General features: G+C 43.4%; 25 protein-coding genes. 4 read left to right on the plus strand and 21 right to left on the minus strand.

Annotation, left to right across the window (positions count from 1 at the left end; genetic code table 11):
* Positions 1–264 precede the first annotated feature (264 nt).
* From QWZ07_RS13815 to QWZ07_RS13890, 16 genes are all read right to left on the minus strand, one after another.
* Positions 265–1,689: a GumC family protein gene (locus QWZ07_RS13815; RefSeq protein ID WP_192853734.1), complete on the minus strand. Its 1,425-nt coding sequence runs from the start codon at positions 1,687–1,689 to the stop codon at positions 265–267.
* Positions 1,686–2,804, minus strand: a complete 1,119-nt coding sequence (locus QWZ07_RS13820) for a glycosyltransferase (protein WP_192853733.1) — start codon at positions 2,802–2,804, stop codon at positions 1,686–1,688. The genes QWZ07_RS13815 and QWZ07_RS13820 overlap by 4 nt, the downstream gene beginning before the upstream one ends.
* On the minus strand, positions 2,797–3,588 hold the full coding sequence (locus tag QWZ07_RS13825) for an acyltransferase (protein WP_192853732.1): 792 nt from the start codon (positions 3,586–3,588) through the stop codon (positions 2,797–2,799). The genes QWZ07_RS13820 and QWZ07_RS13825 overlap by 8 nt, the downstream gene beginning before the upstream one ends.
* An 80-nt stretch (positions 3,589–3,668) precedes the next feature.
* On the minus strand, positions 3,669–5,057 hold the full coding sequence (locus tag QWZ07_RS13830; RefSeq protein WP_192853731.1) for an O-antigen ligase family protein: 1,389 nt from the start codon (positions 5,055–5,057) through the stop codon (positions 3,669–3,671).
* Between the two features lie 93 nt (positions 5,058–5,150).
* Positions 5,151–5,765: a glycosyltransferase gene (locus QWZ07_RS13835; protein WP_192853745.1), complete on the minus strand. Its 615-nt coding sequence runs from the start codon at positions 5,763–5,765 to the stop codon at positions 5,151–5,153.
* A complete protein-coding gene (locus QWZ07_RS13840) occupies positions 5,762–6,292 on the minus strand; it encodes a glycosyltransferase (RefSeq protein WP_192853730.1) in 531 nt (176 codons plus the stop codon). Before QWZ07_RS13840 ends, QWZ07_RS13835 begins: the two co-directional genes overlap by 4 nt.
* Before the next feature lie 268 nt (positions 6,293–6,560).
* Positions 6,561–7,700: a glycosyltransferase family 4 protein gene (locus QWZ07_RS13845; RefSeq protein WP_225998514.1), complete on the minus strand. Its 1,140-nt coding sequence runs from the start codon at positions 7,698–7,700 to the stop codon at positions 6,561–6,563.
* Positions 7,681–9,195 carry a sigma-54-dependent transcriptional regulator gene (locus tag QWZ07_RS13850; RefSeq protein ID WP_065112576.1) on the minus strand — a complete coding sequence of 505 codons (1,515 nt, stop codon included), beginning with the start codon at positions 9,193–9,195 and terminating at the stop codon, positions 7,681–7,683. Before QWZ07_RS13850 ends, QWZ07_RS13845 begins: the two co-directional genes overlap by 20 nt.
* A 209-nt stretch (positions 9,196–9,404) precedes the next feature.
* Positions 9,405–9,827, minus strand: coding sequence for an Hpt domain-containing protein (locus QWZ07_RS13855; RefSeq protein WP_099167290.1), 423 nt, complete (start codon positions 9,825–9,827; stop codon positions 9,405–9,407).
* Positions 9,828–10,183: 356 nt separating this feature from the next.
* Positions 10,184–11,416, minus strand: coding sequence for a quaternary amine ABC transporter ATP-binding protein (locus QWZ07_RS13860; RefSeq protein WP_065103444.1), 1,233 nt, complete (start codon positions 11,414–11,416; stop codon positions 10,184–10,186).
* Complete coding sequence (locus QWZ07_RS13865) at positions 11,409–12,308, minus strand: ABC transporter permease (RefSeq protein ID WP_017110849.1); 900 nt, start codon at positions 12,306–12,308, stop codon at positions 11,409–11,411. The genes QWZ07_RS13860 and QWZ07_RS13865 overlap by 8 nt, the downstream gene beginning before the upstream one ends.
* 192 nt (positions 12,309–12,500) lie before the next feature.
* Positions 12,501–13,493, minus strand: a complete 993-nt coding sequence (locus QWZ07_RS13870; protein WP_192853729.1) for an ABC transporter substrate-binding protein — start codon at positions 13,491–13,493, stop codon at positions 12,501–12,503.
* Positions 13,494–14,036: 543 nt separating this feature from the next.
* The gene (locus QWZ07_RS13875) at positions 14,037–14,726 is read right to left on the minus strand and encodes a P-loop NTPase family protein (RefSeq protein WP_102352921.1); all 690 of its coding nucleotides are present in this window, start codon (positions 14,724–14,726) and stop codon (positions 14,037–14,039) included.
* Positions 14,726–16,825 (minus strand): SLBB domain-containing protein, encoded by a 2,100-nt coding sequence (locus QWZ07_RS13880; protein ID WP_102300338.1) that lies wholly within the window; start codon positions 16,823–16,825, stop codon positions 14,726–14,728. The genes QWZ07_RS13875 and QWZ07_RS13880 overlap by 1 nt, the downstream gene beginning before the upstream one ends.
* Positions 16,822–17,655, minus strand: coding sequence for an OmpA family protein (locus QWZ07_RS13885; protein WP_192853728.1), 834 nt, complete (start codon positions 17,653–17,655; stop codon positions 16,822–16,824). Before QWZ07_RS13885 ends, QWZ07_RS13880 begins: the two co-directional genes overlap by 4 nt.
* Positions 17,656–17,724: 69 nt before the next feature.
* Entirely contained in the window at positions 17,725–18,051 is a 327-nt protein-coding gene (locus QWZ07_RS13890) for an STAS domain-containing protein (RefSeq protein ID WP_017105482.1), read from the minus strand.
* 294 nt (positions 18,052–18,345) lie between these two features.
* Here QWZ07_RS13890 and QWZ07_RS13895 point away from each other — a divergent pair, with 294 nt between their 5' ends.
* Positions 18,346–19,188, plus strand: coding sequence for a DNA ligase (locus QWZ07_RS13895; protein ID WP_192853727.1), 843 nt, complete (start codon positions 18,346–18,348; stop codon positions 19,186–19,188).
* A 129-nt stretch (positions 19,189–19,317) separates the two neighbouring features.
* Here QWZ07_RS13895 and QWZ07_RS13900 read toward each other — a convergent pair whose 3' ends face one another.
* A complete protein-coding gene (locus QWZ07_RS13900) occupies positions 19,318–20,688 on the minus strand; it encodes an MATE family efflux transporter (protein WP_192853726.1) in 1,371 nt (456 codons plus the stop codon).
* Between the two features lie 161 nt (positions 20,689–20,849).
* On the opposite strand from QWZ07_RS13900, the gene QWZ07_RS13905 reads away from it, so the two are divergent.
* Entirely contained in the window at positions 20,850–21,458 is a 609-nt protein-coding gene (locus tag QWZ07_RS13905; protein WP_102280837.1) for a riboflavin synthase subunit alpha, read from the plus strand.
* 108 nt (positions 21,459–21,566) lie between these two features.
* Here QWZ07_RS13905 and QWZ07_RS13910 read toward each other — a convergent pair whose 3' ends face one another.
* Positions 21,567–21,770: a CPXCG motif-containing cysteine-rich protein gene (locus tag QWZ07_RS13910; RefSeq protein ID WP_004733789.1), complete on the minus strand. Its 204-nt coding sequence runs from the start codon at positions 21,768–21,770 to the stop codon at positions 21,567–21,569.
* A 168-nt stretch (positions 21,771–21,938) separates the two neighbouring features.
* The gene (locus QWZ07_RS13915) at positions 21,939–22,805 is read right to left on the minus strand and encodes a fructosamine kinase family protein (RefSeq protein ID WP_192853725.1); all 867 of its coding nucleotides are present in this window, start codon (positions 22,803–22,805) and stop codon (positions 21,939–21,941) included.
* 569 nt (positions 22,806–23,374) lie between these two features.
* Between QWZ07_RS13915 and QWZ07_RS13920 the strand changes: the two genes are divergently transcribed.
* Positions 23,375–23,719, plus strand: a complete 345-nt coding sequence (locus tag QWZ07_RS13920) for a DUF3802 family protein (RefSeq protein WP_017112048.1) — start codon at positions 23,375–23,377, stop codon at positions 23,717–23,719.
* Between the two features lie 54 nt (positions 23,720–23,773).
* Here QWZ07_RS13920 and QWZ07_RS13925 read toward each other — a convergent pair whose 3' ends face one another.
* Positions 23,774–24,259 carry a C40 family peptidase gene (locus tag QWZ07_RS13925; RefSeq protein WP_065103438.1) on the minus strand — a complete coding sequence of 162 codons (486 nt, stop codon included), beginning with the start codon at positions 24,257–24,259 and terminating at the stop codon, positions 23,774–23,776.
* Between the two features lie 104 nt (positions 24,260–24,363).
* On the opposite strand from QWZ07_RS13925, the gene QWZ07_RS13930 reads away from it, so the two are divergent.
* The gene (locus tag QWZ07_RS13930; RefSeq protein WP_192853724.1) at positions 24,364–26,418 is read left to right on the plus strand and encodes a methyl-accepting chemotaxis protein; all 2,055 of its coding nucleotides are present in this window, start codon (positions 24,364–24,366) and stop codon (positions 26,416–26,418) included.
* A gap of 128 nt (positions 26,419–26,546) precedes the next feature.
* Here QWZ07_RS13930 and QWZ07_RS13935 read toward each other — a convergent pair whose 3' ends face one another.
* Entirely contained in the window at positions 26,547–26,882 is a 336-nt protein-coding gene (locus QWZ07_RS13935) for an AzlD domain-containing protein (protein ID WP_017112051.1), read from the minus strand.
* Position 26,883 lies beyond the last annotated feature (1 nt).

Here is a 26,883-nt window from a genome sequence, read left to right on the forward strand (position 1 = left end):
TCTGTTGTTACCATTGCACGTGCCGTGCCAGTTAATTATTTGATGATTTTCAAGCGGTTATGGATGATTGAAGTTGAGGGTAAGGCAATTCTCAAAATAGGAATCAAAACAGAATCTGTGGTTGAAAGAATGATAAGAAAATCGGAGAGTTAATGGTCAAAGTGAAACTGGCTATTAGAACCAACACAATTAAAAACACCAGCGCGAGGCTGGCGTTTTCATTTGTGTTTAGTTATTTCTGGTGATGGCGAGAGTGCTTTGTGGCTAACTCATTCGAGGAATAACAGTAATAACGGGCACCCCCATGATGTCTTCAATTTCATCTTTTCGTTTGATTGATGAATCAAAGAGTTCGAACAATATCGCCAAACCTGTTCCTAAGCCGATCCCAGCAACTAGACCTGCAAGAATGAAGATGAATGCCGGCATGTTAGACTTGATGCTGGGTGTAAAGGGTAAATCGATAATCTTCACACGTTTGTTTTGTTCAAAAACACCTAATGATCCGGTTAATTGCGCCATCTCGTAACGTTCGGTGAGTTCATCGTAAAGCTGACGTTTAATATTCACATCACGTTGCAAGCGATACATCTCTTTTGCGTTCTCACCAAAGTTATTCGCTTTGTTTTCCAATTCAAAAATCATTGTACGAAGGCTTTTGGTTTCTTCGGTTAAAGACTCATAACGAGCTCGAACCAATTGCAAGCTGTGGAGCTGTGTCACTAACAAAGGTTGAATGTCGGAAAGCTTGTTTAATGTCGTGCTACTCGCGATGTCCCACAATTGATCGCTGTTCATGCCAGGTTGTTTTTGTTCCAACAGCGCTTTTCGTTCATTCTCAAGTCTTTCTAGTTCACGAACTTTGGCTTGCACTGCACTGTGCTGGTTCGTGTATTTGGCTTGTAGCAGGGTAAGCGCACTTCGAATATCGATGATCTGATCTTCTAAACGTCCGATAACTGGGTTTGTTTTTGAGAGTTGTTGGTCAATTGACCCCAAGCTTTTTTGTACACCTGATAGCTCTGCTTCTTTCTCTGCAAGTGTTTGTTTTAACGACGCTAATCGGTTTAAACTTTGGCTCTGAACTTCAGGTGTCGAATGTACGTTCTCGTTCACGTACAGCGCCAGCGCTTCTTCCGCTTGTCTAAGCTCGGCGCTTCGTTCATCGATGTGGATTTTAAGGAAACTACTGGAGTCTTGAATCGAAGAACGTTCTGGTGCCAATAACTGCTCGATAAAATGTTCACTGACAGAGCGAAGTGTGTCCTCCATACCTATAGGCGTATCCGAGCTTAGGCTTATCTTTAGAAAATCTTTCCCTAATTGTGTGACTGATAAACGTTGTGATAGGTCGGTAATGATTTCTTGTTTCTCTACATTCGACATTTCTGGGCTCGTCAGTTCAAGCTCTTGTGCTACTGAGTAAAGGACATGTCGACTGTGAAGCAAGGTGCGAAGTGCACTCATACGGTCTTTGAGCATGGTGGATACCGCAATATCTTCAAGAAAGGGGTTCATCTTAGCCGTTTCCTGAATCAACATGCTGGTATGAGCATCGTATTTTGTTGGCGCCAGCTTACTTACTCCGAAACCAACGAAAGGCAGAATGAGAATAGGCACCAAAATCACGTAGCGTTGACGCCACGCTGCATTCAATAAAACCAATAGGCGCAATTTTAGATTATTCATAATAGCTCCAACATCCAGTGCACGAAGTTACCGCGGTTTTGCCAACTGTCTTTTGAGACAACAGAGACAGGGGTATCTTGTAGGTTACGAGCTCGGTTTAGAGCCTCCACCATTTGATCCGCGCTCTCTACGGTTGATACATGCTCTTTGTAAGGAAGAAGAGCCGGAAACGGTGTTGCGATGATTGGCGTTCCGGCTGCAAGGTATTCCATGAGTTTTAAAGGGCTGCATGCGCGGATTTGTTCATTATCAACAAAAGGAAGTAAGCTCACATCCCAATGTTGAGAGTAGCTTGGCAGGGTATGATGAGGACGAGGCCCAAGGTAATGCACGTTATCAAGTTCAGGCAACGACAGGGTATCTAACTCGTTTGGCCCAATGAAGACGAAATCCCATTCAGGCATAGCTTGAGCAACATGTTCGAGTAACGAATAATCTAGCCACTTTGATAGGCTTCCATAAAAACCAGCGATAGGGCGGTGTTCACTTGGTAGGTCATGTGCTCTTGGTGCTGGGGTCGAAAATAAACTGACATCGACTCCGTGAGGCAGCAGTTGAGCTTTGTCTTTAGGAAACTTCGTCATCAAGTTTTCGCTGGCGGCAAAAATGAGGTCAGATTTTTCAATTAATTCGGATTCATGTGCAGCAACAGTTTGATGGTCAACACCAGCCAAAGCGCTAAAGTCATCGCCACAATAATACACAACAGCGGATTCATTGAGGTGTCCGCACAGGTCAACAGCCGTAGGCAGTGATGTCCATAGAATTGGAGCTTGCAAATCCAGCTCTGCAATAATCGGCTTTAGTTGTTTTAACATCATCCATTGAGCCAACTGACGTGCAATAGCAGACGAGGGCGCAGGAATTGTTCTGAGGTTAACGATGGTTATGTTGCCCACCTCATTTGAATCAAGCATGTTCTGAGTCACGGCTTTGGTTTTGCCAAACAGTTTGTTGGATGCTCTTTGGATATCTTTGACACACAATTTTGGCTGTCTTAAACCAATGGAGTTTACCCATAACACTTTATGTTTTTCAGCAAGGTGACGAACCAAATGCTGAGTAGACGAAGGTAGACCACCGAAGTCTTCACCAAATACGATTAAATCACGCATGACGACCTCCATGAGTTTCTAGAGAATCGAATACATCAGATTCAGCCTCAACATGTTGGTCGTTTGGAATCTCCCCAACCACACGCGCTGGGTTGCCCGCAGCTATAGAGAAAGGGGGGATAGACTTAGTAACAACACTGCCTGCCGCAACCACTGTGCCTTCACCAATGGTGACCCCGCCTTTCACCGTAACATTCGTGCCTAGCCATACATCTTTCTCTAAAATGATAATTCCAATCTGTTCTTGATCATCGCCTTCGCCTGCCGCTCTGCGCTTAGCGTCAAGTGGATGCCCAGAGTAACCAAACAGAAATGCACCGCCTGCAATGCGTACATTGTCGGAAAGAACGACTTTGTGGCCGACCGCGATAGTGGATTGCCAACCGACGTCAACGTTGTTACCAATGCTTAGCAAGGGTTGAGAACCGTCAGGCGTTGGTTGAGTACAACCCGAGAACGTAGTTTGCCCGGAGATTCGGCAATCATTACCAAGTTTAATCATGAGTGGGCCACTAACGAATGGCAGGCCACCATAAAGGTAAAGACGTTTACCACATTGATTAACTCGGCCTTTGAAGGCTGGAGTCCAATAAACAAAGCGTGCTAATCCAGAGATGAAGTTGCTTACCAGTTTATGAGCATGGTAAAGGCATTTGTTGAAAATCTGAGGGCTTGGGAATTCCATTGTTCTGATATTTTTCAAAATGAAAAATACATTTCTAATGTGAGAATTAGGATGAAACTTAAGCCAATGTTTGAATTGATGCGCTGATACTGACGTCATAATGAGAATCTCCATTTTTATCTTTAATGGATATCTTTCATTTTACATGCCACATCTTGATTTGTAATAATTTCAATGAGTTATCGTTTTTCTGTTTCTGGGTTCTCATTCTGACATTCAGTTTGGGATACGTGAGATACGCAGACAGTGAGTGCTGCCAAGATATAAATTGGCCAGTTAAAACCTTGAGTCAGAAAGGTGCCCGATACGATAGTGCCAATTAAACCCGCATAGACGGCGTAGGCCGCAGAGTGGAGCGCTGGCGTGACCTTGTCAGAGCATTGGTTGATACGAGCTAACGTTTGGCGAGTGGTGATGAGCAATGAAGCAATCACGATGATGAAAACAATGAATCCGAGAAAACCAGTTTCGGCCAAAACACCAAACCAAGTACTGTGTACGGCATGATTTAACCCATCCCAGTGAGAGCTGTAGAAAAAGTAGTTGGAAAAGAAGTTATTTAACCCAACTCCAGTCAATGGGTTGTCAAGCGCCATTTTAAAGGCCGCTTCCCAAGCGTATAAACGTCCCATTGCCGATTCATCGATACCGGCTTCTGCTGCACCACCAGAGGCTCTATCTGAAATACCAGCGGCAAAGTACAGGACGACGGCGCCTATTGCACCAAGTGATAGCAGAAGCATTTTGGAACGAATTACTTTTAAAGCGAATATACCCACGACGGCAACACAACCTAATAACCCGCCACGGCTTTGTGTGGCTATAACGGCGTAAACCAAAATACAGCTAGCGATAACACAAAGTAGTCGTTTGAAAGTCGCTATGCCTTTGGTGCTTGCTTGGCTTATCGCAAACGCGAGAGGAAACATCAGTACAAGCGCTAAGTCGTTAGGGTCTCCAAGCATCGAACCAAAATCCCGACCGATGGTTACTCGGGTTCCTTCGACTAATCCAATACCGTTAATTGAGTTATAAATCGCGATAACGCCGACCAATGTCCCTGCGCCGACGATGATCATCGATGTCTTCGCAAGTTTGTCAGCGCTATTTACTAGCCAAACAATGGCTAATGTCATGACCATGATTTTCCAATAGATGCCTTTAAACTCAGCAAGCGCGACGCCTCTGTTGGACGCAAACACCAATCCGATAGTCACTAACACCCAGAACACCATTAACCATGACAATGAACGATGCCAATATGGCTTCAGCTCTTTGCTTATAAGGCCGTGCCAAAGTAATGCAGTTAAAGCGCCTAGCGACAGAAGCAACGGGATTTTGAACGCAAAAAGCTGAGGGATAGCCTCGTGAATACGAAAGAAAGAGAACACAACGAACATAATCACCAACCAAAACGTTTTGTTGATGATAAATAGTGCTGCAAGTGGAGCAAATGCTAAACAAACGGCCACCAATGGGTGAGGCACAATAACCCATACCACTCCCACAATTAGGCAGAGCGCTAAAATACCAATAGTAGAGGGGGCTTTTCTGGCCGAATCAATCATCAATGTTCCTTATTGGACGGTTTAGGGGCTGAAGTGTATTCATTCTGATTTCTGCCTTTAAACCTAAATGCACGTAAAATATGAGTGTCATGACTAACGAAAAGCCCAGCGCAAAACTGGTTTTAAGCTGCAAGCTAAAGACATAGAACTCGGTTCCGCATATATTTTCTCGTAGAGTCGTTGGAAGCGTTGTGTGTTAGCAATAACAGTCAGGGAAGAGGCAGTGAGTTCATATAAATCATTACCGAGCCTACTTCCAAGTTGAGGTTGAGTGATTAAGCTCAGCATATGCTCGGTCATCTCATTTATTGGGTTTTGTGTTGAGAACAATAGCCCATTGCCTTCGTGGTTGATGAACTCCGGAATGCCGCCAATGCGGGGCGCAATAATAGGTAACTTGGCGAGCCCAGCTTCGGCAATCACATGCCCAAACGCTTCATACCTAGCACCACCGTACAACCAATCCGCCGTATTATTTTGTTCTCCAACTAAGTGAACACGTTCATTTAAACCAGACGAATCAATCAAAAGTTCAAGATTTTCTCTATCTTCACCTTCTCCGATCACGACTAAATGACAGTCATGGTCTTGACTAGCAATGTTAAGTGCTTGAATGATCAAATCTATACCTTTGCTCACAATGAGAGGTCCTACAGTAATGAAGACATAACTTGATGCTGGGATATTTAGGTGAGTACGTAGGTCTATCTTTTGTGGAGCTCTTGAGCTACACCATTATAGATCACTGACAGTTGGTCTTGAGGGTAATCGTCATCAAGTAGCCCTTCGCATACATCGTAGCTCACCCCAACGATACAAGGAGACAAATGCAATCCGAATGTAAAGCGGTCTCTTAATCGATAATTATTGTGAAGTTGAGTTACAAGTGGGATTTTGCATAGTTTGGCAGCTAGGCACATCCATTGACATGGGGCGCCATTATTGATGTGTATTACGTCGATATCATGTTGTTTTATCAATGTGATCGCTTGGTTCACTTGTCTGCACCAACCAATGACATTGAATTTCGGTTGTTTTCGGCCAAGCATGAGATGGAAGGGAGAGTAATGGTTAGGAACCTCGGAATTGGTCAAACGTTCGATAAGAGGCTCACAATTGCTCCAAACCAACGGTTTGTAACGATTTCGATCGAGAGATTCAACCAAGTTGATTAAACGAGATTCGGCTCCACGAATATTATCGTCACCGTAATGAACATAAAGAATGTTTTTCATACCAATCCCCACACATAGGATGCCTGTTTTCTTGACTCGTTTTAGCGAAATAGAACAGGCTAAAACAGTGTTAGGGTAACTTTGCAAGTGTGATGCCATTGGTTTGATATAGCTAATATACTGTTATTTAACACTTTATGAGAAAGGTTAATTATCTATTTCAAATTGAGAATCAGAATGAACGATGAAAGGTGACCTAACGACATACAGAATTGTCAGTGTTTCTGTGAGTGCTCAAGTCATTAAGTGATCTGAGGCGCTGGGTGGTTTAAAGCTGGTAGCAATTCAACAATTGCGGGATAACGGCTTGCGGCGAATAATCATCGATGACGCTTTGTCTAGCTTTGGCACTCATGATTTCTTTGTCGGTGGAAGACAGATTTAACCATGCGTTGAGGTTCGCGGTCAGTTCTGACTCTGAATGCGAAATGTAACCATTACTTCCATGGTCAATCAACTGAGGTAGATTACCCACAGCCGTTGCAATTACCGGTATACCGCGAACCATGGCTTCAAGAGCGGCCATTGGCAGACCTTCGTATCGGGAAGGAATGATCAACACATCAATTCGCGGCCATACTGAAGCCATATCATTTTGATGACCATGAAATTGGCAGTTTGCAGGGCTATTTTGTGCGAGTTTTGAACGTTCCGGTCCATCACCAAATAGATTGAACTGATGTTGTTCAAAGTTTTTCGCTAACGTTATAAAGCGATCGGCGGCTTTTTCGTGGCTTAAGCGCCCGACGAAACCAAATCGATAGTGATCTAGTTGGTTGTTTTGTTCTTTTTGAGTATCGATTAAAGCCGGTGCTTGAGAATCGACAGGAATACTCACAAAGTTATTGAGTAATGTAGAGCGAGTCGGGAGTTTACGACTTATTTTACTACTAACCACTAATGAATGATTTGATATCCAACTTGTGTAGCGATCGAGAAGATCATAAACCCAAACACGACCTGTTGGCGTTTCACCTGCATGATAGGTGGTGATTTGGCAGAGTGGTATTCGCCTGCTTAACAATTTAGTGGATTTGCTTACGATACTGGCTTTGTAACCATGAGCATGAATCAGTTGTGGTTGATATTGTTCAACCGCTGATCGTAACTGAGTTATCGGGTTACCTTGGACTTTTGATAGGTCTTGAAGATAAGAGTAAGGCAGGGCGCTTTCATTTAATCGCCCGATAATCGAGGGTTCTGGCATGTATTGCGTTAACAAAACAACACGTACCTTTTTTTCGTGGCCGAGCAGCCCCTTTGCTAGCTCCAAAACGTGTGTTTCTATTCCTCCGAAAGTCTGGCTATCGATGAGCAACCAAATTTCGCCCAGCAAAGGAATGAGAGCCTCTTTGATAAGAGGCTCGTTTACGTTATTCGGGGGGATATTAGGCTTGGTTGTACTCATCTTCAGATTCCCAAGCCTGCTTCTTACGATAAACGGTAGAAGGGCTTAACTCTAAAAGCACAGCAGCGTTTAATACATTACCATCGCAATGATTGATCGCATGTTGAATCGCTTCACGTTCAATCTGCCACATTGGGCGTATAGCGCCTTCGACCGTTGTGAAAGCAGGAGTCATTGACTCGATTTGTGCTTGCGGTGTTGGCGCTTGCTCAAGCTCTTCTGGTGTGATCGGCGGTAACTTAGTTTCAGTAACAGGAGTCGGAGCTGCCACAGCAACGGGCGCTACATTTCGTATTGGCGTAATAGACCTTGGTTTCGTGGTATCCGCTTTATTAATTGGCGGAGGAAGCATGTCTTTAGTCACGCTGCTTTCATTATTTAACACCACGATGTTTCGAATGACATTTTGCAACTGACGTACATTACCTGGCCACGCGTAACGTTTAAGTAGGGTTTGTGTCTCTTTGTCGATAGATTTGAATTTCTTCTTATCTTGCTTCGCGTACAGCTTCAAAAAGTGACTCGCAAGAGTGACAATGTCACTTCCTCTTTCTCGTAGTGGCGGCATCTCGATAGGTACGACATGGACGCGATAATAAAGGTCTTCACGGAATCGACCTTCTTCAACTTCAACCAGTGGATCTCGGTTGGTTGCGCAGATGATTCGAACGTCGACTTTGATTTCTCGGTTACCGCCGAGTGGGGTAAAGGTGCCTGTTTGTAAGAATCTGAGGAGCTTTTTCTGCATCTCCAGTTCCATCTCACAAAGCTCATCGAGAAATAAAGTCCCGCCATGCGCTTGCATCGCTGAACCTTTGCGGTCAGTCGTAGCGCCAGTAAAGGCACCTTTAACATGACCGAAGATTTCACTCTCCATTAGATCTCGAGGGATAGCACCACAGTTAATCGCGACAAACGGTTTATCGCAGCGTTGACTCTCTTGGTGTATCGCTTCTGCACAGACTTCTTTACCGGTACCACTTTCGCCATTGATGAAGACACTGGCAGTGGTTGGGGCAACTGAATCAATGATTTTGTAAACAGCTTGCATCGGTAAGCAAGAGCCGATGAAGTTATGGAAACGGTCGCGATCGAATTTGGTTTGAATGTCATCGACCAAGTTTTCGAGCTTGGCTCTGCGCAAGTGAAGATTAACCGATGTTTTCAGGCGGTCAGCTTGAATGGGTTTCTCTAAGAAATCTTCCGCACCACGTTGAATTAGATCAACGGCGATATTCACTGAGCCGTGTGCCGTAGCGATAATGACAGCAGTCGGAATCTCGCTATCACTGATCCAATCTAAGACTTCTTCGCCCGGCATATCAGGCAGTTTTAGATCGAGGATAACGAGCTGTGGGGCGTGTCTTTCTATAAATGTTTTGGCTTCAGCGCCAGTCTCGACATGAAATATGTCGTATGGCTCATCTTTGACGTACTGTTTGTAAAGTACGGCAAGGGAGGTGGAGTCTTCAACCAACAATACTTTAGGGCGCATTGTATAATTCCTTTTGAAACTTTATCCTAACCAATCAATAACATAGTGACATCTAAGCATCAATGCGAATAACGCGTATTTGTTAGCTACCGCATGCAATATTTTAATATGCACTTGGCTTTAATCATTACTGATACTGGCGATGTCGAAGCGAGTCTTTAAAAGCGATGTAACAAAGAAAATTTCCTAACATCGATTTGAAAACGAATTTAACTAAAGCCTTGGTCTTTTCTTTCTAAAAGGGCTTTAATCGAATACTCTGCGAGTTCTAACAATTCGTCGACCCTAAGAAACGCGTCTTCATGCTTTTGTTCTAAACATTGCTTTTCTAACGTTCGTGCTAGAACGGACAGTGGGCGGTTACCTAGTGCAAGAGCGGTACTGCCAACCGTATGCACTTCAAACTCAAGGGCTTGAGCATCATTATCTGTGGCCGCTTGTCTAATAGCAGTTAGGCGAGTTTGTGATTCTTCTACGTAATGGTCAATTAAAATAGGAATGATCTCTGCACTCGTATCGCGAATCATTTGTTCTAAGATGCTCTCGTCTACAAGCTCGGCATCGGCAAGTTGTGCGTTCGCTTGTTCGTTCAAACTAGCAGGTGTCTCTGAAGCTAAAGTCGAATTATTCACACTAAATCCTTTCATTGTGTGTTGAGGAAATACGTTAGCTTGAGGCTAATATCCATAAGTATTATTAAGTTTTAGTCATTTTTTAGAATAATTTCAACTGGTTGCCTAAAAAACTATGGCATTAATTGGTTCATCGGTAAGCGCGAAATTAAAAATGTCCTAATGGTAATGCTCTGATTTTTGGTGTTTTTACTTATGAAATATGAACTTAGATGTCTAACTTGGGACAGGACGTTTTAAAAACAAGGGTAAACTCTACGGCGGAAAGAGAAAGGCCACTGCATTATTCAATGCAGTGGCCTAGGTTATTTAAGATAGTTAAAAGATTACTAACGTTGGGCTAAGAAACTAAGAAACTAAGAAGCCTTATCAATCTTTGGCTTTGGGATAGTCTCTACTTCTTCCTCGCTATTTTCAGTGAAGATTTCAGCAACTGCACTTCGTTCTAACTCTCCTTTAAGGTTGCCATCTTCGTCGACAACAGGGAGAGAGTAATCACAAGACATGGTATCAGGCAGAACCTCTTCAATAACGGCATCAGGCAACACCGCTGGCACTTCTTCGTAGATCTCTTCACTGAAGTCATGCACTGAGGAATCTTCAACCGCATCTTGAAGACTTTCTTGGGTTACCAAGCCCTGATAGCCGTCATCGGTCACGTGATAAGCGTAATCGTTTTTCAGCATCTTCATTTGTGCTAGTGCACCTTCAATGGTTTCCGAAGTAATGCGGTATAGAGGAGGTTGCATTACCGTTTCAACGGTAAGTGCGCGTGCTCGGTTTACGTCTTTTACGAACGCTTCTACATAATCATCTGCAGGGTTCAACAGAATTTCATGAGGCGTACCTTGTTGGACTAATTCACCATCTTTCAAAATCGCGATTCTGTCTCCTAAACGAAGTGCTTCGTCGAGATCGTGGGTAATGAAGATAATGGTTTTATGAAGCTTTTCTTGTAGCTCAATCAGCTGATCTTGCATTTCGCTTCGAATTAAAGGGTCCAGCGCCGAGAACGCTTCATCCATAAGTAGAATTTCAGCGTTAGTACACAAAGCTCGAGACAAACCGACACGTTGTTGCTGACCACCAGAAAGTTGAGCAGGGTACTGGTTGCCATAACCTTTCAAGCCAACGGTTTCGAGCCACTCATTAGCTTTCGCTAAACGGTCTTCTTTCTTTATGCCTTGAACTTCGAGTCCGTATGCAACGTTTTCAACCACAGTACGGTGAGGCATTAAACCAAAGCGTTGAAAAACCATCGACATTTTGTGACGACGAAACTCTTCAAGCTCTTTGGTATTGAGGCTCATTACATCAATACCCTCTACCGTGATCTTACCTTGAGTCGGGTCAATTAGACGGTTGAAGTGACGAATTAGAGTCGATTTACCAGAGCCTGAAAGGCCCATGATAACGAAGATCTCACCGCGGTTGATCTTGAGGTTAATCTCCTTCAAACCGACGGTATGCCCAGTATCTGCCAATATGTCGTCTTTGTGTTCACCATTTTTCACACGGTTCATTACAGACATCGGCTTTGGTCCAAACACTTTGTAAAGACCACTAATTTCAATCAATGGTTTAGTCATGCTTGAATCCTCCTAGGTGCGCATTGGTTCTTCGCGCATAAGCCTGTGAAGCTCGGTCAAATAAGATAGCTAGCGCCACAATGGCGAAACCGTTCATCAAACCTAATGTGAAGTATTGGTTGGTGATCGATTTCAATACCGGTTGCCCTAAGCCTTTTACGCCAATCATCGACGCGATAACGACCATAGAAAGTGCCATCATGATAGTTTGGTTGATGCCCGCCATAATTGTTGGCATCGCTAAAGGCAGTTGAACACCCCACAAGCGTTGTTTCTTGCTGGCACCAAACGCTGTTGCCGCTTCCAATACTTCCTTATCGACCAAGCGAATACCTAAGTTGGTTAAACGAATAACCGGTGGAATTGCATAGATAACTACGGCGATCAGGCCAGGGATTTTACCGATACCAAGCAGCATAACTACTGGGATAAGGTATACGAACGCAGGCATGGTTTGCATGATATCGAGTAGCGGCGTCACAATGGATTGCACTCGATTAGATCGTGCCATTGCAATACCAATAGGGATGCCAAGGAAAATTGAAACTAGGGTACACACAGTAATGATACTGAGCGTCCGCATCGTATCTTCCCACATTCCAAAGTAACCAATGAGAAGCAATGAAACCACACACCCTAATGCCAGTTTCCATGAGCGACTCGCGGCATACACCAAGCTGGTACATACACCAAGAACGATAAGCCACGGAGTGGAGATAAGGAGTTTTTCAAACCAAACAAGGAAAGAAAGAAGAGGATCAAATAATGATTCAATCATTTCGCCGTATTCACGGGAAAATTCGCGGTAAGCGCCATCTAGCGCCTTTTTAATTGCTCGCAAATCAGAGCGTTCCATTTCAGGAAAGCTTGATAACCAATTGCTGTCAGCCATTTTATATCCTTATAGTTCGGCGCCTTTCAGTTCGTCGTAAGTCGCTGTTGAATAACGAACGAGATAGACGGTTTCAGTCGCGATAACGCTTAAACATCATCGTGACTGAAACTTAGGACTCCGAATATTGAATAACATCAAGTATAGCGACGTTATTTATTCCTATTATTTTCATCTACTTAGCAAGAGCGATTACAGCTCCGCTTCTACTTTTTTAGCAACTTGTGGAGAAACCCATGGGTGCCAGATTTCTGGGAATTCACTCAAGAAATGGATACTCGCTTCTTCACCATCCGCTTGGTTGTCTTCCATCCAAGCAAGAAGTGAGTTCATTTTGTCGTTCGTGAAACCACGTTTAGTGAAGTAGTCGTAAGCCTCAGGTGCTCTTGATGCGAAGTCTTCTGTAGTGACAGTGTGAACAGGTGAAGGCGGGTACATGGTTGCTTTAGGGGAATCACAGTCTTCTTTAGTGGTACAGTTCAAAAACTCCTGTTCATTGACGCCACTACCAAAGTCAACTTTGACCATATCGTATTTACCTAACACCGCGGTTGGTGCCCAGTAATAACCAAACCAAGCTTCTTCACGTTCATAAGCTTTAGCGATAGATCCAGATAAGCCGGCACTCGAGCCTGGGTCCACAATAGTGAAACCACTCTCTTCTAGGTCAAGAGCTTCAAACAAGTTACCGGCGCTGATTTGACAGTTCCAACCTGCTGGGCAGCTATAAAATGCAGATGTATCTGGGTCTTCTGGGTGTTTAAACAAGCTAGCGTTTTTGCGGACGCCTTCAATGGTTGCCATTTCTGGGTATTGCTTAACCAAGTAAGCGGGAACCCAAAAACCTTCTTCACCACCGTTTACAAGGGCTTTACCTGCGTAGCGGAGACGTTTCTCTTGGACACCTTTATCAAGTGCGTCTTTGAGGCTGTTACTCCATAGTTCTGGTGCAACATCTGGTTGGCCTTTTTCAATCATCGACGTGCCAGTTGGCATTGTGTCACCAGGGATGAGTTCGGCATCACAACCATAACCGTGTTCTAGGATGAATTGGTCAATGTTGGCGATTAAAGTTGCAGAGTTCCAGTTCATATCTGCGATTGTTACGCTGCCACATTCACCAGCGTTAGCATGACCACTGGCTGCTGCAACTAACAAAAATACGGAGCTTAACTTGTATTTCATATTGAGTTTCCTTTCTCTTTAATAATACAACCAAGCTAATCAAGGTCTGTTGACTAACTAAATTGCTCGATGGTGATCCTTTCCGTGTATTTGAACCATTTGAGCAGAAGGAGGGATGGAGGGAATATGAATAGATAAATCAACAAAGCATAAAGTGTGATTTGCTTGATTTATCCACTGTGTTTCACAGCCATCGGATAACTTTGTCAAACTATTACAAATTCGTCAAAAACCACCTCTATTTATAATCTTAGGGAATATTCGTACGAATTCCATCTTTGATGCGATTTGCATTGTGCTTTAACCGTCTGTGTCACATTACCATTAAAGTTAGGCACAGGGCTGTTGATCTTTGAGTTGTTTTGAAGGTGGTAAGACCATATTTGTGATGTGTGAAATGCGTTGAATGGTTTTAAAAATCGTATTTTTAACGATAATTTCGCCAAAAACACCAAGTTTGGTGTGAAGTGAATTAGCTCTAGGACTAGTAGGATAGGTGGCTGTCGGGTTTTGAATGACAGCCGGAAATCGAAACAGGAAAAATCACATTGGTAGATTTAAAAACTCATTTTGATAAAGTTTGTTTGCCAAGCGGTCACGGAGCTTGGAAGGAAGGAATTTCATTCGGTTGACCTGTCGAACCAGTTCTTGAGCGAAGCTTGGGTTGTTCTTCATGTTCATCACGCAACCCATCAGCGAAATGCTTTGAGCATCAAGAAGTTTCTTCGCTTGCTCTAGATGATGAGTTGATGTTTCACCATAGGCGACAACAAGCAGTGCACAATCACAAGCACTCGCAACCGATTGAGCAGGAATATTCCCCTTGTTGATATTAAGCAGAGGCGACGTATCAATGATCACACGATCGTACTTTCCTAACCACTGATTCACCGCTTTGTTGAGTGTCGCTGGGTCTTTATAAGCGAGCTGAGTTGATGCGACTTGTGGAGCTGGGACACCAATGAACATACGATGAGATTCAACGTGTTCAATAAGCTGACCGGATTGACCCTCTTCAAGCATGTGCAAATTCTTAAATGCAGAGTTGAACAAGTTGAGGTCAACATACAGCGTAGAGTGACCCGCCAACAGGAAACGTTCCGCTAATGCCGTTGCAATTGATGTTACGCCGTCACCTGAATGGCAGGCGGTGACACAGATAGAGCGTTGTCCATTCAGTTCAGAAGCTAAGTACAGTTGTTCAACTTCTGCATGCGTTGCTGAGATAGTCATTATAACGCTCCTATTAAGACGATCATTGTTGTTAGACGTAGTATGTCTTCTAGACCTACACGAGCTTTTTCCATAAAGCTCTCTCGGCGATCTGGGATGTAGATAGTGTCACCAGCGCGCAGTACTGGGAGGTTGTAAATGTTGGCTGTTTTGCTGAACTCAACAAGGTCGAAGGTACGCGCTTGGCCTTGGCAACAAGACATGTTCACAATGGTAATTTTCTCTACGTAAGCGTTATCAGTAGGGCCTGCCGCTTCTGCCAAGATATCCAAGATAGTCATGTTGTCGTTAAACACATAACGACCCGGATTATTGATAGCCCCAAGCACACGAACGGTTTCTTCTTTCGGCGTGTCTAACCAGTTTTTACCTTTCTCTGGGATATAAATGGTGTCGCCAGTGGTTACGTTTGGCAGTAATGATTCGTCACCTGTTTCAAAGTACAGTGATAGGTTCAGTTTGCTGACTTGAGAGTAAGTTTTGTCACGGTGTGTGACTCGAACATTGTGTATGTCTGCATCTTTAGTTGGACCATCAGCCGCTGAGAGTATGTCTAAGAAATGCATGTCTTTAGTGAAGCGGTAACGACCAGGGGCATTCACTTGTCCGAAGATATAGATTGATGCGTCTGAGCTTTGACGAACCCATTGTGATTTATTGTCTGAAGGATCTTGTGGCAAATCGTGGACACGAACGATAGAGCCAGCGCGAATGTAGGGCATTTGATCACGTGGTGCGCCATTTCTGATGAAATCATCAAGGTTAAACACAACCAACTTTCTACCCGTAACTACTTCTATTTTTGATGTATCGGCACGTAATGTAGGACCACCGACATGAGCCAATAATCCCATGAAGTTCATTTCATCTGACCATTCAATACGCCCAGGGCGGTTCACTTCGCCAATAACGTTAACCGCTCTGTCTGGCGCAATCTTCAACCAAGACTTCTCGTTCATGTCCGTTTTCTCTGGAACGAAAATAGCGTCGCCGGCCTTAATGCTTGGTGGATTAGAGTTAGGTAGGCCTTCTGTGTACGCTGCTAAATCGAATTTAATCACTCTGCCATCTGCTTTAATTACACGTATTTGGCGAGATTCTGCAAATCGAGTCGGACCGCCAGCATTGGCAAGGATATCCATGAAAGTAGCGTCTCTTTTTCCTTCAAAAGCGCCGGGAGCGGCAACTTCCCCCATCACGTAAACCATATTGGCACCAGACTTAATCTCTTCTTCTTGCTTCGGTACAAAAATGGTTGAGCCGGGGCGAAGAACAGGTAACAAGCTTTCATCACCAGAGTCTAGGTAGCGTTTAAGATTGAATAGAGTAGGTGTGTTGTTAGAGATTACACGGATTTGCTCGACGCTGGCATAGCGAGTAACACCGCCCGAACGCATAAGCACATCAACTAAATCAGTATTCTCTTTGTACGTGAATGAACCCGGCGCGTTTACCTCACCAAATACCTTAATGGCATTGCGAGAATCGGCACTGTCGCCTGAGTTAGCAAGCTTAGCTGGGTCAAACTCTTGTTCAATATTACCAACAAGCGGAGAAGCGGGAACGAACAGAGAATCAAGCGATTGCAGTGTCGGTAGGTTAGCTTCATCACCTGAGTCTAGAAAGCGTTTGTAGTTGAACTCTTTTTTGTCAGATCCACGTTTTAGGATCAGTTTGTCTAACTGTGCACCTGAACGTAAACCGCCCGCCGCGTACAGTGCCATTTGAACGCTTGAACCTAGCGCTAACGTGTATTCGCCCGGTTCTTTCACATAACCTTGTACTGAGATGATGATTTGTTGCTCTTTTACATACACGGATGCGTTTGATAGGTCTTTGTATGCCGTAGCCAATGACTCCAGAACGACTTTGTTTAGCTGCTCGTTGTTGTAACCTGCCACGAACACTGCGCCGACTTCAGGAAGGGTAATTCGTCCACGTTTATCAACTTGGAAGCCTGTATTTAGAGTGCTTTCACCAGGAACATTAACTTGGATAAGGTCACCGACTTGTACAGCATCAGAAAACTCGTCATTAGCCTGAACGAAACTCGCGAAGCACAATGCGAAAGTGATGAATAAAGTGACTAGTGATTTCATAGTGCACCTCCCATCTTCGCTGCGTTCTCAGGCGAGATGACTTCAATGCTCACTCGACGGTTTGTCAGCATGGTTCCGTCAGATTCACCCTCGAAAAGTGGCACCGTTTCACCGACTGATACTGCTTTAATTCGTTGTGGACTTAGGCCAAAGATAGTGAGGTATCGTTCGACTTGTTTTGCGCGTCCTAGCGCTAGCTTATCGTTGTATTCTTCAGAACCTGCCGCATCTGCGTGTCCTGTAACAATAAGGTCTAAAGATTTGTTTTCTTTTAAAATGTAAGACGCTTCGGCCAATTTACCCATATATTTAGGATTGACTTCGGTCGAATTTTGCGCGAATTGGTTGTCAACGTTTAGTAGGTCGTACAGTTGTTCGATCACAGACAACTGCATACGAAATTGGTTTTCGTTTTTCGGTGGTTCACAACGCGCTTGAGAAGTCACGTAGTCGAGTTGAACTTCGAGTTCGTTAAGGCGCTTTCTTTGAATAACAAGGTCATTAGCGGCATCTAACAAAAGGCCACCTTGCAGTTCACGAGCAATTCGGTTTTGTTTTTCAATGGCTTGAACGACAGCTGCAGGGAAGCACCAACGCGCACCTTCTTGAACTAACGCATCTAAATGCAATTTTGCGAGTTGCCAATCAAAACGTAGTCCATGTTCAGGACCAAGAGGTTCGTCAGGCATGACAGGTGAGAAGTCAGAATTCTGGTAATTAAGTGAATCGTAGCTTTCAGCCAAACCGCCTGTGCCTTGCTCTGGATAGCTTGTGCAACCCAGAACTAGAGCAGACAGAGAAAGGGCTATGTAGTTTTTAAATAGTTTCATGCCAACGTCCTTTGTTTTTTCTTTTTATTATTATTTTTAGATACTTACTTCTAGCTTAGTGGATCTTTTTTAATTAGCAGGACTTTTTGAGTTAACAGGGATAGCGTGACCAATACGAAGTAAGTTCATGATTTCTAGAGGTTGTCCTGAAACGTTTTCTAAACGCATATTTCTTTCACGTTCTGTAAGACGTTTGAACATGTAGACGATTGCGCCCACGCCCGATGAATCAAGAAACTGTACTTGGCTGAAATCTACTTCGATTTCTTGATGACCGTCGTTTGAAATAACATCATCGATGTCAGTTTGAGCATCGCGACTACCTGCTGCGTCTAAATCACCAAAAATAGAAAGAGTCAGTGTCGTAGTGTTTAAGTCAATTTTACGTAGTTCCATAATGTTATCTCCTTGAATGCATGTGTTTACAATTGCACTGAATGTGCCAACTTTTATATCCTTTATTTTCAAATATTTAGAGTGCTTGGTTGTTCGGATGTCATATTGAGAAATAGGACTTCTCAATATGAGAACTAAAAATGAGTGAATTTTTGAGAGCTACTAGGTATTAATTTGGTGAATGAAATCAAGGGTTGAATAATGTTGACGTTTGGATCGCATCGTTTATTTAATTCCTGATATCAACTCTGTTGAACACATAGGATGAAAGGAGTGAATAATACGGAGTGAATAATGAGGTTAACCAAACTGGCTATAGCAACGTTTTGGGCGTGTACTTTACCTGCGCATTCATCGTATTTACCACCGGATCAATTGGTGCTCGCCAATACCTATCAACAAGGGATAGATGTCTCTCAATATTGGAAAAGCGAAAAACTGGACGGTATTAGAGCGTTGTGGGATGGCGAGCATCTATACACACGTAACGGCAATCGAATTTATGTCCCTAAGTGGTTTGTCGCAAAACTTCCTAAAGTTCACTTAGAAGGTGAGTTATGGGCTGGGCGAGGTAACTTCCATATTGTTCAATCAACGGTTTTAGATCATACGCCCAGTGATACTGCGTGGCGGAAAATCGACTTCATGCTTTTTGACATGCCTGGTGCTGCTGGGGATTATCAAAAACGTTATTACAACATTCTGCATTGGGCGAGTGTGATTGATGAAAAGCATATTGGTTACATCGAACATTTCCCAATACCCAATGAAGAGTTGTTATTCCAGCAGTTAGACAACATCGATGAAGAGAATGGTGAAGGCATTATGCTTCGTAAGATCACCAGTCGTTATCAAGCAGGAAGAAGCAACGACTTGTTGAAGCTCAAAAGACATCATGACGCCGAAGCAACCGTCATTGGTTATAAAGGTGGAACCGGCAAGTACAAAGGCATGATGGGCTCAATATTGGTGCACACTGAAGAGGGTATTGAATTTTATATTGGGAGTGGGTTTAGCGATAAAATGAGATTAGCACCACCAGAAATCGGCAGTCGAATTACCTTCCGCTATAACGGCTTTACGCAAAACGGAAAGCCCAAGTTTGCACGCTTTGTTCGAGAAAAGAGTGAGTATTGAAAACAAAAGCAGTGACAGCATTCAAACGAGAATATTTAGGTTAACAGGAAATAAAAAGAGCCCTGACAATTCAGAGCTCTTGAGGTTTATTTGTATACTGGATTTACGTTAGTAATTCGCGACTAATTATTAACGAGAACTAAACTCTAGCTGAACATCGTCGTCTTGTTTGTGCATCCAGTGCAGGCGCATACCCAACATAATGGCTGCTGACGTAAGACCAATGATGAAACCAATCCAGAAACCATGTGCGCCCATAGGCTCAACTATCCAGTCTTTCATTCCTAAAACGTAGCCAATCGGGAGGCCAAGCAGCCAGTAGGCAACGAAGGTAATGTTGAAGATCGAACGCATGTCTTTGTATCCGCGCAAAGCACCCGCCGCAATCACTTGAATTGCATCTGTACATTGATATACCGCAGCGAACAACAACAGCTGCATGGCAACGGTAATAACCGCCGTATTTTCAGTGTAAAGCAGCGAAACTTGTTCTCTGAACAACACGGTTAGGGCAGCCGTCATAAACGCCGTTACTAATCCAACAATAATGCCCACATGTGTCGCTATTCTTGCGCCTTCTGTGTTGCCTTGACCCAATTTATGGCCAACACGAATACTCACCGCAGCACCAATACTCATTGGAATCATGAACACAAGTGAAGAGAAGTTAATCGCGACTTGGTGCGCGGCAACAATCAATGAGCCTAATGGTGCCACCAATAAAGAAACGACTGCAAATAGCGTTACTTCAAAAAAGATTGCAGCGGCAACCGGGAAACCAAGTTTGAACAAACGGATTTGGGCTTTTAACTGTGGCTTATGGAACGTGCCAAAGATATTAATTTTCGCTAAACGCTTCGATGTTAAAACGTAAGCAAATAATAAAGCGAACATCACCCAATAGACGATTGCCGTCGCTACGCCACAACCAACACCACCAAGAGCAGGCGCGCCTAGCTTTCCGTATACAAACATCCAGTTAAGCGGAATGTTTAATAGTAAGCCGATAAAACCGATAACCATTGCGGGTTTGGTTAAAGACATACCATCAGTAAAACTTCTTAAAGTTTGGAACAGCAAAAATGCAGGAACAGCAAACATCACGGCATTCATATAGCCGATGGTCTTGTCTGCCATGAGCTGTTCAATATCCATCCATTCAAGTATCAGTTGCGTTTGAAAGAGCACACCAATGATAGGAAGGGAGATGATGAGCGCTAAAAATGCGCCTTGTTGAATCTCAAATGGAATCTTTACTTGGCGACCCGAGCCATTCAATTGTGCCACTACAGGAACAAGTGCCATTAATAGACCCACGCCAAATAGAATGGATGGTAACCAAATACTTGCTGCAATCGAAACCGCCGCCATATCAATAGCACTTACGCCACCGGCCATAACGGTATCAACAAAACCCATTCCGGTTTGTGCAACTGATGCGATCAAAACTGGGGTCGCAAGTTTGATTAAATTAGAGGCTTCTTCTTTGTAACGATGCACAAACAACTCCAAATAAGAGAGAAAATTAGAATAATAGCGTAGGAATAGACATTCTGAAGGAATCAGAGACACTGATCTTGAGCTTCCACTGGACGAATCATAAAGAAATGTCACAATACTTGCTATGAAAAACTGTTACTAAAATGCTAAATAGGAATCTTATGTTTACAGGTATCGTTCAAGGCATGGCTACACTGGTTGCTATCAACAAAAAAGAGTTGTTTCAGACTCATACCATTGAGTTAAACGACGAGATGGTTGAAGGATTAGCGATTGGTGCTTCAGTCGCTCATAACGGTTGTTGCTTAACCGTTACTGAAATCTCAGGTAACCAAATCTCATTTGATCTCATGCAAGCAACACTAAGACTCACCAACTTAGGCCAACTCGATGTTGGTGACCAAGTAAACGTCGAGCGCGCCGCTAAGTTTGGTGACGAGATCGGTGGTCACAGCATGTCTGGGCACATCGCACTTATGGCTAAGTTAGTCGAAGTGATTAAAACGGAAAACAACCGTACGCTTTGGTTCGAATTACCAGAAGCATCGATGAAATATGTTCTGAGCAAAGGCTACATTGGCGTCGATGGCTGTTCATTAACGATTGGTGAAGTGGAAGACAACCGTTTCTCCGTACATCTAATCCCAGAAACGCTGAATCGCACTCTATTTGGTGGCCGTGAAGTAGGGGACGATGTGAACATCGAATTCGACCCTCAAACACAAGCTATCGTTGATACCGTAGAACGCGTACTCGCAAATCAGAAGTAACCTGAACGACAAGGTTTATAGTTTGAGTAATTAAGATATCGTTATAAATAGTAAAAAGAGCACATCAGGTGCTCTTTTTTGATCGGGGCTGAACCGAAAAATGATTGGTCAGAAAACTTGTTCATCGTCTGCATCAATCGAGAGATTAATTCTGTCTCTCACTTCATCTACCTGCATGTCGAGGTGAATGGCATTGCAACACGCTGGACAATCGTCGTAGAAGTCTTGGCTACCATTGGAAGCATCGAGCGTTATGCTGATGGCGTGCCCACAATGAGGGCAAGAGACATGTTTCTCGGTGTATTTGTGCATGGCGAATTCTCCTCACTGTAACTTTTATCAATTGCAGCCGCTTTATCGAACGTGGCTCGCTTTCCCAATCGTAGGCGCTTATATCTAACGTTCTAGCTTATGTCGATCCTAGAAGCTTATATCGAACAGGCTGCTTGTATGGTTCTTGGTCAACCGTTGTGATTGATATTAAACGGCCTGAATCTTCTGAATACACGCTTCGGTTTGTGCTAAATACTCACCGCCAAATTGATTGCAGTGATTTAGAAGATGGTACAAGTTGTAAATGTCTTTTCGATCAGTATAGCCAACGTCTAGTGGCATGATGCTTTGATAGCCGTCATAAAACTCTTCAGGGAAGCCTTCGAACAATTCGGTTAGCGCTAAATCGCACTCATGGTCACCCCAGTAACAAGCGGGGTCGTAACAAATTGGGCCAAAAGCAGAATTGGCAACATTTCCGTTCCAAAGATCACCGTGAAGTAACGAAGGGCGAGGGTTGTGGCCTGCAAGTCGCATATTTACCACGTCGACGATATCGTCGATATCACCAAATTCGATGCCTTTTTCTTTCAGAAGTTGCAGCTGAAAACCTATACGCTGCTCTGAGAAAAAACGGCCCCATTTTTTGTGCCACGGATTGGGCTGAAGGGTACTGCCTATATAGTTATCTTGGTCGCAACCAAACTCTTTTTGTTCGCCCCAGCTGTGCAATTGTGCCAGTTGAACGCCAAAGTCATAACTATTATTGCCTGTTTCTAAAGGCTTGGTTGGTAGGTAATTAAGAATAATGAACGAGCACTCTTTGGTTTTACCAATCAGCACCAACTCTGGGACGTAGACTGTGGAAGTATTTCTTAGTAAGCGCAGGTTCTCAGCTTCAATTTCAAATTTTGGGAGAAATTCCCGCTGATTCACTTTTACAAAGTAACGTTCATTACCATCACTGATCATATAGCAATCGTTAATGTCACCACCAGGCACCTTAGTACGTTCAGTAATCTGAAAGTTGAATAAAAGGGTGTCTGAAAGCTGTTGAGAAATGGCCTGCCACATAGGAAATCCTCACAGAACTGTTGATTTGAAATACTAAATACAAATAGTTTAATAGCAATAGTTTAGGATAAATCTGAGCAATTTATAGACGTTCTGGTCAATGTTCTTAGCTCTTGTTCCGTTCGATATGCATCAATTATAGAATTTGTGAACTCGAACTGTCTCAATGCCGTTGATATACCAGAAGAAATCATACTTTGTTAGGTCGCCAACGGTTTGGAACAGGTATCACATCTGAGCTAGATAAGATCCCTGTTAAGTGGAAAAGAAGGGGCGGATTGGTATCGTCTACACGTTACCTTATTTGGTTCTATTAAGATGGTTAGCGCTCATAAGGCAATAGGTAGAATGTCAGTAAGGTATTAAATCCTTTTGTCGCTTGGCTTTTCACCTGTTTAGTTCGATGGCTTGTTTGATACTTGAGAGGTTGATTTAAATTTGAGCTCAAATGCTAACAAAGATCATTTAAATGCGACTTTTAATAATAAAATGATGACAAATGACCTAATTTACATAGTATTAGCCAAGTACGTATTAATCTACTCTTGAGCTTAAAACGGAGATTTATTGTGGTTGTAGAAACCGATGGCTACTTAGCTTTAATCGAGCACCTATCATTCAACCTGGATGTATTCACCAAAGGTACTGGTGATACTGGCACTGAAAGTGTCGAAGACATCGTAACTGACATGATTTCAAGCAACATCATGGCTATTTTCGAGCAAAACCCAGAATTGCATGCCAGCGTTCGTTTTCAATTGTTGAAAGAGGCCGATGCTGTTGTCGCTGATTTAGGTGAAGTATTAGCAGGTGTTTGGGCTAAGAAAGCGACGAACGAACAGATTGTTTTTCTTGATGAATACATCGCATTAGTGAAGAACTTGTTTGATACTGCTGTGGCTAAATACGACTAAGATAAGTTGCTGCTGCTATTAAATAAAGGCAATAAAAGTCAGATAGACTTCAATCTATATACGTCTAAAGTGCCAGAATTTTGAAGCCCAGTAGGGGTTATCAAGCCTTGAAATAATCACGCCTTTAGACGTAGACGCATGTAGGAACTGTTTGTTTCCCAGATAAACACCTACATGTCGAACCTTTGGTGAGGTTTTGAAAAAGACCAGATCACCGCTTATCGCTTGCTCATATGCGATTTCTTTCCCTTGTTGACTCTGATCTTTTGTCGTCCTTGGCAGTGCTTGCTGGGTCGCATTTTGTACTGCAATTTGAACAAATGCAGAGCAATCAACACCTCTAAATGACGTGCCACCAAAGTGATAAGGCACACCTTTCCACTGGTCATACACGCTCATATAGGCATTAACAGTCAATTGTTCTGATTTTGATAAGGGTTTCTGTGCGGTTTGACTGAAGTGAGAGGGAGGTGGTGTCGAGCTACATGCAGCTAATGTTGCGAAAGTTATTGTAACTGCAAGCATTTTCCTGAATTTCATACGTAACTCTTCTGAAAAAAAAATGAAATAAAAACGTCATCAAGGACTTCTAGTATACGAACTAACTTAAGGATATCTCTTTTCGTAGTCAAACTGGATTTCACATGCCCGACACAAATTTATCAATAAAACCCTCACGTTATACATTCTCGCTCATCCAAACCGTTAGTGCTGTCTTTATTTCCATTCTTTTACTTGTCAGCTTTTTATCAATGGTCAGCATAAGAGGTGTTGAGCGAGTAGGCGGATATTTCGATACGCTATCGGAGCAAGCATTACCGCTTGCGTTGCACAACGCAGAATTAACTCAGAGCGTATTAGAACAAGTCAAACTTCTCACTTATAGCACCCAATCAACCGACTTAGATACACTGAATGCAACGCGAGGATCGATTGATCAACTCGCTTCCGAGAGTAACGCAACGCTAGAGGAACTCCTTTTTATTTCCCAATCTTTTCCTGATGCGATCTCTTTAGAACAACAACAGAACCTTATCGATGATATGGCGCAACTGCAAACCATGACCAACACGGTTCTGCTCGCCCAGATTGAGATTCAAAATAAGCAAAACCTGATCGACAGCAAAATGGGTGAGTTCCGTTACGGTGTTGGCTCGATCGGACCCGAAATGAACCGTATCAGTTCGTTTTTGGTGGAAGATAATCCAGAAGCCAGTGATGCAGCGAATCGTTTCACTTCAAGTGCTTCAGCAATGGCAAATACCTTCTTGATGTTGATGATGCAATCTGACATCGAGAAAGCACAAGACGAATATCGCCAATTAAGAAACCGAATTGCGGGCCTGAATTTGGCTTACAGTGACTTTGCAGATTGGCATCCTGACATTGCTGAATTCGCAAGCCTAACCGCACCTTATGAAATGGTAAAAGAAGGCTTCACAGAACAAGGCGTTATCAAGCAACTGCTATCGAAATTAGAGTTAGTTCAACAACAAGAGCAAGATCTCGCTGAAGTGATCTCTTTAGCGAACACTGTCATCAACATACTGAACCAATTATCTTTTACCGCTTCTCAGTTGATTGATGAGAGCGAGCTCGTTGTTAATCAGACCATTACCAATATTGACCGAGTGTTGTTTATCAGCGGTCTAGTGATCGCCGTAATCATCGTGCTTTCATGGTTAGTGTTACGTCGCTGGGTCAACAAAGGCCTTAAAAATATTACGCAACAACTGAGCTTGCTTGCAGAGCATGATTTCTCAAAACAAAGCGCATTGGTTGGCCCTTTAGAGTTACAAGTGATTGCCTCTAAGCTGAATACCGTGGTCGATTCAACAGCGGATTCCGTGCGCTTGGTGACACGTAACTGCGAAACGCTTTACCAAACCGCAGAAGTAAGCCATGACGCAGCGGAACAAACTAATTCGAGCCTGAATGAGCAGAACGAATCGTTGCAGAACATGATTACTACGATTACTGAGCTTGAAGCCTCTATTGGTGAAATTGCACGTATTTCTAATGCATCAAATGACGACGCGCTACTTGCTGAAAACGAATCGGTAACCGGCAGCCAAGTTGTCGGGCTCAATCAACAACGCCTGCAAGCTTTAGAACACTCTTTGAGTTTGAACGAAGAGTCGATGACCGACCTCGACGGGCGCGTTAAACAGATCCGTGAAATGGTTGACGTGATCAGCGGTATTGCAGAAAACACCAACTTGCTGGCATTGAACGCCGCAATCGAAGCAGCGCGAGCTGGTGAACAAGGCCGAGGCTTTGCCGTAGTTGCCGATGAGGTCAGAAAACTAGCCAGCGGTACTTCTCAACAAACCACTAATATTCGCAATATGATGAATGAGTTGGTTGCAGCAGCTGGACGCTCTCGCTCGGCGGTAACTGAGTCGCGAAGCGAAATGGCCAATGCGATGCAAACCAGTGGTGATGTTAAGCAAGCTTTTGAAAAGATTGAAGTTGCAGTGAGTCAGATTAAAGGACGAGTCGAGCAAATCATGGTGGCGACAGAACAACAAGCACGAGCCACTGTTGATGTTACATATTCAATCACCCGTGTATCAGAGCAGGGTGAAGATACCAAATTGCAGTTAGAATCCATGATTGAAAGCTCAGAACAAGTCGCTGAGATAGCAGGGCACCAACAAGCCATGCTTCACAAGTACCAGTTGCAAGCTGAAAAGTAGACACGTTCGTTGCTGTTTGTTGATAAATATTGAATAACTACCAAGCGAGATAGGATTTATGCAAAAGGCAGAGTGCGAGACTCTGCCTTTTCTTTTTTAACGCTATTTACCTGTCTATTTGAGCTTCTCTACATCGGCAACATTGGCATGATTTGTTGGAAAAAGATAAGCGAGGCAACACCACTGATCACAACCCAAATCAGATCAAAACGAAGGCTAACAAGTGTACAAACAATCGCAGCCAAAACCTTTGGGTTGTGAAGATCGAATTCCATTTCAGGCCCCGCACCTAAAATCTCCACAGCAATGATCGCAGGTAAAACCGTAACGGGAACAAAGCGCAGCGTCTTTTTAAAACGCTCCGACATCTCAAACTTGCCCGCCATACCAATCACAGAAAAACGAATGATGAAGGTTGCCGCCGCCATCGCTAAGGTAATAAGAATAAAAGTCGTTGTATTCATG

This window comes from Vibrio lentus (genome assembly GCF_030409755.1).
Lineage (GTDB): Bacteria > Pseudomonadota > Gammaproteobacteria > Enterobacterales > Vibrionaceae > Vibrio > Vibrio lentus.